Here is a 13,901-nt window from a genome sequence, read left to right as displayed (position 1 = left end):
ACGATTTGAGTAAAGCATGGAGATTTTAATACTGTTTTTCTTGATTTTGTTAAATGGTGTATTCTCTATGTCAGAGATAGCCTTGGTCTCCGCACGCAAAAGCAGACTGGAGTCATCTGCCAAACGTGGCGATCAAAATGCCAGAATAGCGCTGGATACTGCCCTTTCACCCAATAAATTTTTATCTACGGTCCAGATTGGGATAACCCTTATTGGCATCTTGATGGGTATCTATAGTGGTGAAAATATCACAGACCCTTTTCAATTAAAATTAGAACAAATTCCTGCATTAGAACATTATGCCCACACGATAGCAATTGCTGTGGTAGTAATCTGTATCACTTTTTTCTCATTGGTTTTTGGAGAATTGATCCCAAAGAGGATAGGGCTGGCTTATCCCGAAAAAATCTCCAAAATAATGGCCAGGCCGATGAAAGCTTTGGCTTCTATCACTTCCCCGTTTGTATGGTTATTGACCCACACCGGCGACTTATTCATCCAGTTTTTTAGAATAAAGACGACCTCTGACAGTAAAGTAACAGAAGAAGAGATCAGACAAATCATCCAGGAAGGCACAGAAGGCGGTGAAGTACAGGAAATCGAGCAAGACATAGTGGAAAGAGTCTTTCATTTGGGAGATCGCAAAATTTCGTCTTTGATGACTCATCGTAATGAGATCGTTTTTCTAGATACCAATGATACTGCCGATGCTGTACGCAAACAAGTAAGTGATGAGCTACACTCCGTTTATCCGGTGATGGATGGTGATAAAGACAGTGTCAAAGGCGTTGTATTTCTGAAAGATCTGTTCACTCATATAGATGATGACCACTTTAAACTAAATGATTACCTTAAGGAACCTAAGTATCTGATAGAGAACACCAGTGCATACAAAGCATTGCAACAATTTAAAGACACTAAAATCCATTTTGGCATCGTTACAGACGAATATGGACAGGTGCAAGGCATGGTCACCATGAATGATTTACTTGAGGCCCTGGTCGGAGGAGCCGATGATTTTTATGAAAATGAATTTGCTTTTGACGAAAGAGAAGATGGTAGCTGGCTGATCGATGGCCATTACCCATTTGCTGATTTTCTTCATTATTTTGGACTCGACGAGCTGGCGCCAGATTTTGAATTTAATACGCTTGGAGGTCTTTTACTACATCAATTAAAGCATATCCCTAAACAAGGTGAAAAAATACAATGGAAGGATTTTGAGCTTGAAGTGATCGACATGGATGGCGCCAAAATCGATAAACTATTGGTCAAGAAAATATAGGATTTATTTTTATTTTCCTCTTATCTTTTGATCAAGTTTGTTTGTAATTGCAGATGACTTGAATCAGTGTGGCCACAAAGCTAAACAAAGTTTAAGTGGCCTTAATTAAAAAATCTGGATAGGAAAAACACTCCAATCATGTAGGTATGACTTAGCTTTATGGGCTAAACTCATACCTTATGATTCGACTGACATCTTGTTTTATAATATTGACTGCCTTTTTGGGATTTACCTTTTCTCAAACAGTACCATCTGCAGCTTACCAAGAGCTAGAATATCGCATGATTGGACCATTTAGGGCGGGTCGGACAGTAGGTGCCGTAGGCATTCCTACGCAACCAAATGTATTTTTTATTGGTGTTAACAATGGTGGGGTTTGGAAAACTGACGATTACGGGCGTACCTGGCGACCTATTTTTGATAAAGCACCTACAGGGTCGGTGGGAGATATCGCCGTATCGCCTATCAAACCAGAGATCATCTATGTGGGCTCAGGAGAAGGCCTTCATCGTCCTGATTTAAGTACAGGTGATGGTATATTCAAATCTACTGATGGGGGCCAAAACTGGTCTTTCATCGGACTTCCTGATATACAGCAGGTAGGTCGCATCATCATCCATCCAACAGATCCTAACATTGTTTTCGTAGCTGGACTGGGGCATCCATATGGTGCTAATGAAGAAAGAGGCATTTTTCGCACTACTGATGGTGGTAAATCATGGAAAAAAGTATTATATCTAGATCAAAATACAGGAGCTATCCAGGTCGAATTCGATCCCCTCAATCCCAAAACAATTTATGCTGATCTTTGGGAACACCGCGAAGGACCTTGGGAAAATGGGACATTTTCAGGCAAAAACAGCGGCCTATATAAATCGATAGATGGTGGCAACACCTGGAAGCAACTCACAAAGGGGTTGCCTGGTGCCAAAGAAAGTTTAGGTCGTATCGGAATAGGAATTTCTCAAAGCAACCCTAAAATTATTTATGCCACGGTAGATGCCGGAATCAATGGTGGTATATATAAAAGTATGGACGCCGGAGAAAATTGGTTAAAAATCAATGACCAAACCAGGTTATGGGGGCGAGGCAGCGATTTTGCTGAAATCAGGGTCCATCCAAAAGATCCCAATAAAGTATATATAGCCAATACGGCGAGTTATCAATCAAATGATGGAGGGCTCAACTGGTTTTCATTGAAAGGCGCTCCGGGAGGGGATGACTATCATAGAATTTGGATCAATCCACTTCATCCGGACATCATGCTATTTGCAGCAGATCAGGGTGCTACCATCACTGTCAACGCAGGTCAGACCTGGTCCTCCTGGTACAACCAGCCTACAGCACAATTATATCATATCTCAACAGACAACCAATTTCCTTACTGGGTATATGGCGGGCAACAGGAAAGTGGAGCTATCGGGGTGCTAAGCAGGGGCTCCGGAGGACAGATTTCAATTAGAGATTGGATAGGAGTGGGAGCTGACGAGTATGCCTATGTGGCTGCTGATCCGCTCAATTCTGACATTATATATGGAGGTAAACTCATTCGATGGGATAAGAAAACAGGTCAATCTAAAAATGTAGCACCTGAAGCTTTGCGTTCTGGTAAATATCGCGTGCTCAGATCTATGCCGCTGCTCTTTCATCCTGCGGAGCCCCATACCTTATTGTTTGCCACCAGTGTTTTGTGGAAAACCATAGATGAAGGTCAGCATTGGAAGATCATCAGTCCGGACCTCACTCGCGAAAAAACGGATGTACCAACTAATATCGGTGATTTCAGAACTCCTGAATTAAACAATATGCGTCGTCGTGGAGTGATATATGCTGTCTCCGCCAGCCCCATTCATGCTGGAACTATTTGGGCCGGCACGGATGATGGCCTGGTGCATATGACTTCTGACGGTGGTTCACACTGGAGCGATGTGACACCTCCCGGAATACAAGCCTGGGACAAAATATCGCAAATAGACGCTGGTCACTTTGATAAAATGACGGCCTATATTGCTGTCAATTCGTTACGTAAAGATGATCTTACACCTCATATATATAAGACGCATGATGGTGGTAAGTCCTGGTCGGTGGTTGTCAATGGAATCAGCTTAAATGGCAATTCGGTCAATGTGGTGCGTGAGGACCCAAAACAACCAGGATTGTTGTATGCGGGTACAGAACGAGAAGTTTACTTTACTATTGATGATGGTGCTCATTGGCAATCACTCAAAAATAATATGCCTCCGACTTCTATCCGGGATCTGGTGATCAAGGATAATGATCTGGTAGTAGGTACTCACGGCAGATCTATCTGGATCCTGGACAATACAGTTCCCTTGAGAGAGATGGCTTCAAGCCTGGCTACAGCCAAACCATATCTGTTTACTTCCCCTACTGCGTACAGAATCAGAGATAATATGTTTCATGATACTCCTTTTCCACCGGAAGAACCTGCAGGTCAAAACCCGCCGGATGGTGCCATGATAGATTATTACCTTCCATCCAACTGTACCCGGGTTTCACTTGAAATCCTGGATCCGATGGATCAAACTGTGCGACGATATAGCAGCGAGGATCTAAAAGAAAAATTGGGCGATCACCTACCCTACCCGGATTATTGGGTCAAACCCTGGAAAGGATTGTCAACTCAGGCTGGACACCATCGGTGGATCTGGGATTTACACATAGAGCCGCCAGTGGGAATCTCACGTGAATTGACCATCGCAGCTGTAAATCACAAGACCCCAACCAGCCCAATGGGTCCCTATGTCCATCCAGGAATTTATACCATCAAGTTGATCGTAGATGGTCTATCAATCACTCAAAAAATAAACATTCTATTAGACCCCCGGGTGAGTATCTCTTCGGCTGACTTATTAACTCAGACAGAATGGTCTATGCATTGTCATCAGAAGTATAATCAACTTCAATCACTTAAAGAAAATATTGATCGCAGGCTCAAACAAGTCGGGCAAGACCAAAAGCAGGTGTTGCAAAATATCCGAGGAGAAGGCGAAGCCGAACTTCCTGACCTGATTTATAGCAGCATCACTGCTGTACCAGACGATCAGGAGACTATAGTAGGGCTCCAGACTAAATATCTGTATTTACTGAATATTCTGCAATCTACAGAAGCAAGACCTACTGAACAATTAATTCAAGCGATCGGGCTACTCGATGCTACTTCGGAATCAATACAACAAAGAGCCAGATAAATAGATTAAAAATTGAAATCAAGGTTTCAATGGATAGGTCCGGAGATCATTTGGCTAATGAGCATCTTCATAGCGTGTATGATGTCAAGGATTAATAACCAATCAGCCGGTAAGTATAATGATCAGCTAGAAACCCTGACCTGGGCATGGCCAATAATAATTTTCGCCATGATCTATCTTACACTTGTATACTTTAAAGGGAATGCTCCATTTATTCGAATGAGAATATTTTTGAGTTCGGTTATTTTGGGCCATCTTTTTTTTAATACCTGGGCCCAAGCCATCGTGCCTCAGGGACCAGGAGCCGGTATGATTTATTTGCTCGGGATGGGCGAAACGATATTGCTCGCTATAGGATATTGTATCGTCCTATTTATACGCAAATGACATTTTAGACTATTTTTACCGTCGAATACTCCCACATAAATGAAATTCATAATAAACTTTTTGCTCGTCATCTCCCTGGTAAGTCTATATCGATGTAAATCTAACCAGCCTTCATCTCAACGCTCCCTGACTGGCACTTTCATCAATCAAACGCTGCTGGATAATCTTAATTCATTCCCTTATCATGAGATTCCATTTTATTGCCCACAGTTAATATTTGATTCCACCGGAAAAGCTTTTATAAACAATGGGATAGAAATGTTCAGCCTTAAAACGGAAAAGAAAGGGTCTGAATATTTGCTCAAATCAGCCTTTAGATTAAATAATCAGATGAGAGACTTTACCTTTAGTCTGCCAGATGACCAGCATTTAATTTTATTTGACACTGTTTTTACCGGGATGACTACCCCTTCGACATATAGCAGGGTACTTATGGTGTTGGATCCTGAAAAGACTTTTGATTTTTATTTTAACAAATCTGCTATTTCAGGAAATTATAGGAATATAGACCATCCGGGAGAAGAAGGCTCTTATATAAAATTTTCCAATGAAGGCAAAATATACGGTTGGGAAATTTACGAACGATATCAACTATGTTATGCGGGAGATTGTCTATCAGAATCAGTGGAGCCAACAAAGTTAATCATGCTGGAAAAAGACGAAAATGTTTTTGACTTTTTTTCGTGGAGTAATCACTCAGATACATTGATACTAATCAAACTCGGCGATCCTACTCCCGAAATGAAAGGGTCCAGACCATTAACTTCCATAATCGTGCGGTTACTAAGATTAAAACAATAGGCTCAGAGATGGAATCTTTCTGAGACCATCGTTCACTATTGTTTTCAATTGCTTTTTACTTAATAGTTTTATCAGAAGAACAAGCCTGATGAAAATCAACATCTATGCTGACTTTGGTTTTGCGAAGCAAAATGAATAGTGCCTACCTATGTATTTCAATAAATTAATTACAAAATGGCACGAAATACCAAACCTCACAAGTACGTTTACTTCTTTGGCGCAAATAAAGCGGATGGCAATGAATCGATGAAGAACCTTTTAGGAGGCAAAGGGGCAAATCTGGCCGAGATGGCCGGGCACCCAAATCTCAGGTTACCAGTACCCCCTGGCTTCACCGTTACTACCGAAGTATGTACTTATTATTATGACCATAAAAAGACTTATCCTGCCGAGCTCCAGGCGCAGGTCAAAGGTGCTTTGACAAAAATTGAAAAAATCACCGGCAAAATATTTGGTGATGAAAAAAATCCATTATTACTGTCAGTGCGATCTGGTGCCCGAAAGTCCATGCCCGGCATGATGGAAACGGTACTCAATATTGGACTCAATGAAAAAACAATTGAAGGCCTCATCGCGCATGGAGGCGAGCCCCGGTTTGCATATGACGCATACAGGCGACTGATTATGATGTATGCGGATGTGGTCATGGAAAAAGCTTCAGGGATTGAAATCAGTGGTAAAGGCATTCGAAAAATGCTTGATGAACAATTAGAATCAATCAAAAAACAGCGGGGATATAGCAGCGATACTGAATTGACTGCCCTAGAATTAAAATCATTGATCGAAGAATATAAAAAAACAATTATCAAAGTGCTTGGCAAGCCATTTCCAGAAGATCCCTTCCAACAGCTATGGGGTAGTATTGGCGCAGTCTTTAGCAGTTGGAATGGTAAACGGGCAATAGAATACCGACGCATCGAGAAAATCCCCAATGAATGGGGCACCGCTGTCAATGTTCAAGCCATGGTATTTGGAAATATGGGTAATGATAGCTGCACAGGAGTAGCTTTTACACGTAATCCTGGTTCAGGCGAAAACAAATTTTATGGTGAATACCTGGTCAATGCCCAGGGAGAAGATGTAGTATCTGGTAGCCGTACGCCATCTCCTATCAATGAATACTCTAAAAATGCTCAAAGCCAGCAACATACCACGTTGGAAAAATTTATGCCTGCCTTGTATAAAGAGCTCGATCAGTATCAACATCGGTTGGAAAACCATTACAAAGACATGCAGGACATTGAGTTTACGATCGAAAAAGGCAAGTTATATATGCTCCAATGCAGGGTTGGAAAAAGAAACGGGGTGGCAGCAGTCCGTATGGCTACCGAGATGCATAAGCAGCGCCTAATTGACTCACGTACAGCCATTTTGAGGGTCGCACCTAATCAACTGGTTGAATTGCTTTTGCCTATGCTTGATCCAAAAGTAGAGCTCATCACGCCTAATATCGCCAAAGGACTGCCCGCCGGACCTGGTGGTGCCAAAGGCAGGATAGTTTTTACCTCCCAGGAAGCGGTAGAATGGGCCCATAAAGGTGAAAAGGTGATTCTGGTGCGTGAAGAAACATCGCCTGAGGATGTAGACGGTATGCACAAATCTCAGGCTATTCTGACCATAAAAGGGGGTATGACCTCGCATGCAGCTTTGGTCGCAAGAGGCTGGGGAAAATGCTGCATTGTAGGATGTGGGGATATCGAAATCCACCATGAATCCAAAACTCTCAAGACCAATAAAGGAAAGATCCTCAAAGAAGGTGACTGGATCACGCTCAATGGTACTAAAGGATTAGTCTATGAAGGTAGTTTGCCCCTGGTAGATATAGACCTCGATAAAAACGAATCTTATAAAAACCTGATGAAACTGGTCGATAAAACCAAAACTCTCGGCGTGCGTACCAATGCCGAAACTCCCCATGACGCTGCCCAGGGGCTCAAATTTGGAGCTGAAGGAATAGGCTTGTTTCGAACCGAACACATGTTTTATGGCTCAGGTAGCGAGCAACCACTATTCCTTTTAAGAAAAATGATTGTAAGCAAAACCGAAAAAGAGCGAAAATCCGCTCTTAATGAGTTATTTAAATTTGTCAAAAAAGATATTAAAGACACCTTGAAGGTGATGCAAGGCCACCCGGTGACCATACGCCTGCTCGATCCTCCTCTTCACGAATTTGTACCACACGATACAGAAAAACTCAAAGAACTCAGCAAAGAGCTTGGCATCAGTCTTGGACTTTTGCGTCGTCGTGTACTGGCCTTACATGAAAACAATCCTATGCTAGGTCACCGTGGTGTAAGGTTGGGTATCAGCTATCCAGAAATAACCGAAATGCAAGTCAGGGCCATTTTTGAAGCTGCTGCAGAGCTGATCAATGCCGGCAAAAAAGCACTGCCTGAGATCATGATTCCTGTCACAGTCACTGTCAATGAGCTCATACATCAAAAAGTCATCGTAGACCGGGTGTACAAAGAAGTATGTGCAGCAAAAAAAATAAAGAAAATCCCTTATTTGTATGGCACGATGATAGAAACTCCCCGCGCAGCAATTAAAGCAGGGAGAATGGCGGAAGCTTCAGATTTTTTCAGCTTCGGAACCAATGATTTGACTCAAATGAGTTTTGGATTTAGCAGGGATGACATAGGTGGATTTCTGCCAAATTATCTCGATCAAAAAATACTCAAAGAAGACCCCTTCCAGACCATAGATCAAGATGGAGTCGGTGAGTTGATCAAAACCGGAACGCGGATGGGTAGGGCAACCAAGCCAAACTTAAAAGTGGGTATTTGTGGCGAACATGGTGGGGATCCGGAGAGTGTCAAGTTTTGCCATCGTATCGGGATGAATTATGTGAGCTGCTCCCCATTTAGAGTGCCAATTGCAAGGCTGGCAGCAGCCCATGCAGCACTGGAAGATGATAAAAAATCAAAATGATAATTCACCCATTTTTTGAATCGAATTGGATAATGTCCAATGAAAAGCAATGATATGGCTAATTTAAAAACAGACCTTACTCCCAAGACTGATCTTCGTGACCATGCATCAGGTACAGGACCTAGCAGGAGTAAGATGCCGGTTTATACCGATTTTCTCCCTCCCTGCAACCATGCTTGCCCTGCAGGGGAAAATATTCAGGCCTGGCTCAGTCTTGCCCAGGCAGGTCAGCATAAAGAAGCCTGGTTGAAACTGACTGAAGACAATCCGATGGCAGCCATCCATGGTAGAGTCTGCTATCATCCATGTGAATCCGATTGCAATCGAGCGTCTATGGATTCACCCGTGAGCATTCATGCAGTTGAAAGGTTTTTGGGAGATATGGCTATCAAGGAAAATTGGTCTTTTCCAAAACCCAGGCACAAAACGGGGAAAAAAGTTTTGATTATAGGTGCAGGACCTAGTGGTTTGTCTTCTGCATATCACTTGTCCCGATTGGGTCACGAGGTAGCCATCTATGAGGCAGGCCCGGTAGCTGGAGGTATGATGAACTTTGGTATCCCTGCTTATCGACTGCCGAGGAATATATTGAGAGCTGAGATTAAAAGAATAGAAGATCTCGGGGTCGATATAAAGCTAAATTACAAAGTCAATGATGTTCTGGAAGAAAAAATGCGGGGCGGCTTTGATGCAGTGTTTATCGCTATCGGAGCACATATCGGCAAAAAAACAGATATCCCGGCCCGCGAAGCAGGCAAAATCCTGGATGCTGTCAGTTTCCTCAAAGAAGTAGAATTGGGTTTTAAACCTCACCTTGGGCGCAAAGTAGCCATCTATGGAGGCGGCAATACGGCTATGGACGCCGCGAGGATAGCTAAAAGGCTAGGAGTTGAGGAGGCACTGATCATCTACAGAAGAGACCGAGAGCACATGCCTGCACACCAATTTGAAGCAGATGAAGCGCTGAGTGAGGGGATCAAAATCCATTGGTTGAGTACCATAAAAAATCTGGATACAGGCTCCATCACCATCGAACAAATGGAAATCGTTGATGGTAAGCCTATCCCTACCGGCATTTTTGAGACGCTGGAGGCTGATTCGCTGATATTGGCCCTGGGTCAAGACACCGATACTGATTTTTTGAGAAATATCGACGGCATCCAACTCAAAGATGATGGCACAGTAGAGGTAGATCAAACGATGATGACCGGTCATGCTGGCATATTCGCTGGAGGAGATATGGTACCCAGTCAGCGTACGGTGACCATCGCAACAGGACATGGCAAAAAAGCGGCTAAAAATATTGATGCCTGGTTAAACAATACCATTTACTCAAAACAAAATAACAATCCGATCGTAACTATCGAACAGCTGCAAGTTTGGTTCAAGACACAAGCGCCTGTCAGTCATCAAGACCATATCACTTCAAAGGATGCTATCACCGGATTTGATGAGATCGTATCAGGCCTCACTGCTACACAAGCTCAATACGAAGCACAGCGATGTCTTTCTTGCGGCAATTGTTTTGAATGCGATGGATGTTTTGGAGCATGTCCGGAAGACGCCATCATCAAGCTGGGGCCAGGAAGGAGATATAGATTTAATTACAATCTGTGCACTGGATGCGGTGTATGTTTTGAGCAATGCCCTTGCCATGCCATAGATATGATACCTGATCTAAAAATAATATGATGGAAGATAAAAAACATAAAGTCGCTACAATCGACGGCAATGAAGCTGCAGTATATGTAGCTTATCGAGTAAATGAAGTATGTGCCATCTACCCTATTACTCCCTCTTCTACTATGGCAGAGTTTGCAGATGAGTGGGCATCAAAAGGAATTAAAAATATCTGGGGTAATATACCTGAGGTCATAGAAATGCAGAGTGAAGGTGGGGCCGCAGGCACCGTACACGGAGCCCTGCAAACTGGTTCATTGACCACTACCTATACCGCTTCTCAGGGATTGATGCTGATGCTTCCCAATATGTATAAGATAGCCGGTGAGCTTACCTCCGCTGTGATTCATGTGGCTGCCAGGTCTTTGGCTGCCCAGGGATTGTCCATCTTTGGTGACCACCAGGATGTTATGGCTGCCCGTACGACTGGTTTTGCTTTGTTAGCTTCGTCCAACGTACAAGAGGCACATGACATGGCTCTTATCTCACAGGCTACCACTTTGAAGGCCAGGGTGCCTTTTATCCATTTCTTTGATGGTTTCAGGACTTCGCATGAGGTGAATAAAATCACTTTGTTGACAGAAGAGGAGATCCGGGCCATGATCGATGACGACCTGGTATTTGCTCATCGATCGAGAGGGCTTAATCCCGATCATCCATTTATTAGGGGGACGGCTCAAAATCCGGATGTATATTTTCAAGGCAGAGAGACAGTCAATCCATATTACACAAAGGTCCCTGGCATACTCAGTGAAGAAATGCTCAAATTTTATAATCTCACTGGCAGACAATATGCTCCAGTGAAATACCATGGGCCAGAGGATGCAACCAAAATCATCGTCATTATGGGCTCAGGTGCCGATACAGCTATCGAGACTGCATTGTTTCTTGAAAAATATGGCGAAAAAACAGGAGTCATTCAGATCACTTTGTACCGCCCCTTCCCTACCGAAGCATTTTTAGCTGCTATTCCCAATACAGTTAAAAAAATAGCTGTATTGGATAGAACCAAAGAACCTGGTGCCTCCGGCGAACCTATGTACCAGGATGTAATCGTCAGCTTTGCTGAGGCCTATGCAGCAGGCAGTATAACGCAAATGCCCACCATCATCGGGGGCCGTTATGGGCTCTCATCCAAAGAAGTCACTCCTGCCATGATCAAGGCAGTCTTTGATGAATTGAGCGCTGAGACACCAAAGAACCATTTTACCGTAGGTATCCTGGATGATGTAGGTCATACCAGTCTGATGGTAGATCCATATTTTACTTTGGATGAAAGTGAATGGACCCAGGCTTTGTTTTTTGGCCTTGGTGCAGATGGAACTGTCGGAGCTAATAAAAACACTATAAAGATCATTGGTGAAAATACTGACCTTTTTGCCCAGGGATATTTTGTGTATGATTCAAAAAAATCCGGAGCTAAAACAGTTTCGCATTTGAGATTTTCCAAAAACCCGATTCACGCGCCCTATTTGATTTCGAGTGCGGATTTCATTGCTTGCCATCAATTTAATTTCCTGAGTAAAGAAGATGTCCTGGGTCAGGCAAAACCCAATGCAACCTTATTACTCAACAGCCCGTATGATAAGGACGAGATCTGGGATCAACTACCATTGAATATCCAGCAAACTATCCTGCACAAAAACCTTAATCTTTTCGTCATCGATGCGACCTCGGTGGCCAGGCAGACAGGTATGGCAGGCAGGATCAACACCATTATGCAGACTTGTTTCTTTGCTCTGTCCGGTGTATTGCCCCCTGATCAGGCTATCGCACAGATTAAAAAAGCTATTGAAAAATCTTACTTCAAAAAAGGTCCCAAAGTAGTAGAACAAAATTTTAAAGCGGTAGATCAAACCCTTGAAAATTTATTCAAAGTCACCATTCCTGAGCATACCACTGCTGTTTTTAAACCATCACAACCAATCTCCCAGGATGCTCCCGAATTTGTGAGGACTGTGACCCAGATGATGATGCAAGGTCATGGCGATGAAATACCTGTCAGTGCACTGCCCGTCGACGGGACATATCCTAGTGGCACGACCAAATATGAAAAACGAAACATCTCCGATATCATAGCCGTCTGGGAGCCAGATATTTGTATTCAATGCGGCAATTGCAGTTTTGTCTGCCCTCATAGTGTGATCAGATCAAAATTTTACAATGAAAAATATCTGGCTAAGGCTCCAGACGGATTTAAATCCGCTCCGATCAATGCAAGAGGCTACCCGGAGACCAGGTATACTTTGCAGGTATATCTTGAAGATTGTACCGGGTGCAATCTTTGTTTCGAAGTATGTCCGGTGACGGATAGAAAGGACCGGGACAAAAAGGCGATCAACTTAAAACCAAAAGATGCAATCATCGAAATAGAAAAAACTAACATCGGATACTTTGAAAAATTGCCGGAAAATGAAAGAGCAGGTGTCAATTTCTCCACGGTACATGGAGTCCAGTTTTTACAACCCTTGTTTGAGTTTTCAGGTGCATGCGCAGGCTGCGGCGAGACCCCTTACATCAAAGTACTAACTCAACTTTTTGGCGATCGCCTATTGGTGGCCAATGCGACCGGCTGTTCTTCAATCTATGGGGGCAATCTGCCTACCACTCCCTGGACGACCAATGCCCAGGGCAAAGGTCCGGCATGGTCAAATTCCTTATTCGAAGACAATGCAGAGTTTGGCCTCGGGATGCGATTGACCACCGATAAACAATTAGCGATTGCCCACCAATTACTCCAAAGGCTCGCACCCAAATTAGGCGAAGATTTTGTCACTGAATTAATAGATAGCAAACAACATCACGAAAGTGAAATAGAAGCTCAAAGACATCGAATCTCCAGACTAAAGGCATTGCTCAGAAATATCAATGATCTGGATGCTAAGCACTTGATGTCAGTGGTAGACCAACTCATTAAAAGAAGTGTTTGGCTGATTGGAGGTGATGGATGGGCCTACGACATAGGGTCGGGTGGTTTGGATCACGCCCTGGCTAGCGGACGCAATATCAATGTATTGGTACTGGATACGGAAGTGTATTCAAATACTGGAGGCCAGATGTCGAAAGCTACGCCTACTGCTGCCACAGCTAAGTTTGCAGCTGCCGGTAAAAGAGTAGGCAAAAAAGACCTGGCGATGCAGGCCATCTCTTATGGCAATGTATATGTAGCCCAGGTAGCCATGGGTGCCAATCCTCAACAGACTTTGTTAGCCATGCGAGAAGCTGAAGCATATGATGGTCCGTCGCTAGTACTGGCATATAGTCATTGTATTGCTCATGGCATCAATATGGAGGATGGATTGAATCAACAGCAAAAAGCAGTATCCAGTGGTTATTGGCCATTGATCAGATACAATCCTGTTTTGAGAAAAAATAATAGAAATCCATTTATCCTTGATTCTCCACGGCCCACCATGCCATTTAGAGATTATGCTTACAACGAATTGAGGTACAAAGTACTCACTCAAACTCAACCTAAAGAAGCAGAAAAACTTATGGTTCTCGCCCAGGAGATTGTAGACCTACGCTGGAAAACCTATGAAGACATGGCAGGATATGGAGCCCATGATTTTCAGCCAGTTTTGTAATCTGTACGCTCATGTTCA

At 43.3% G+C, this 13,901-nt stretch carries 7 protein-coding genes; all 7 read left to right on the top strand.

The window, feature by feature from the left end:
- Positions 1-16: 16 nt before the first annotated feature.
- The 7 genes from IPJ09_02585 (at position 17) to nifJ (ending at position 13,883) form a co-directional block, all read left to right on the top strand.
- Positions 17-1,285, top strand: coding sequence for an HlyC/CorC family transporter (locus IPJ09_02585; GenBank protein ID MBK7370327.1), 1,269 nt, complete (start codon positions 17-19; stop codon positions 1,283-1,285).
- Between the two features lie 281 nt (positions 1,286-1,566).
- Positions 1,567-4,497, top strand: a complete 2,931-nt coding sequence (locus IPJ09_02580; GenBank protein MBK7370326.1) for a glycoside hydrolase — start codon at positions 1,567-1,569, stop codon at positions 4,495-4,497.
- A 12-nt stretch (positions 4,498-4,509) separates the two neighbouring features.
- On the top strand, positions 4,510-4,884 hold the full coding sequence (locus IPJ09_02575) for a hypothetical protein (GenBank protein MBK7370325.1): 375 nt from the start codon (positions 4,510-4,512) through the stop codon (positions 4,882-4,884).
- A 39-nt stretch (positions 4,885-4,923) separates the two neighbouring features.
- Positions 4,924-5,685, top strand: a complete 762-nt coding sequence (locus IPJ09_02570) for a hypothetical protein (protein MBK7370324.1) — start codon at positions 4,924-4,926, stop codon at positions 5,683-5,685.
- Between the two features lie 174 nt (positions 5,686-5,859).
- A complete protein-coding gene (locus IPJ09_02565) occupies positions 5,860-8,616 on the top strand; it encodes a pyruvate, phosphate dikinase (protein MBK7370323.1) in 2,757 nt (918 codons plus the stop codon).
- Between the two features lie 54 nt (positions 8,617-8,670).
- Positions 8,671-10,308, top strand: coding sequence for an NAD(P)-binding protein (locus tag IPJ09_02560; protein MBK7370322.1), 1,638 nt, complete (start codon positions 8,671-8,673; stop codon positions 10,306-10,308).
- Complete coding sequence (nifJ, locus tag IPJ09_02555) at positions 10,308-13,883, top strand: pyruvate:ferredoxin (flavodoxin) oxidoreductase (protein MBK7370321.1); 3,576 nt, start codon at positions 10,308-10,310, stop codon at positions 13,881-13,883. The genes IPJ09_02560 and nifJ overlap by 1 nt, the downstream gene beginning before the upstream one ends.
- Positions 13,884-13,901 lie beyond the last annotated feature (18 nt).

The organism is Saprospiraceae bacterium, assembly GCA_016709995.1.
Taxonomy (GTDB): Bacteria; Bacteroidota; Bacteroidia; order Chitinophagales; family Saprospiraceae; genus JADJLQ01.
This window is presented reverse-complemented; position numbering and strand designations above follow the sequence as displayed.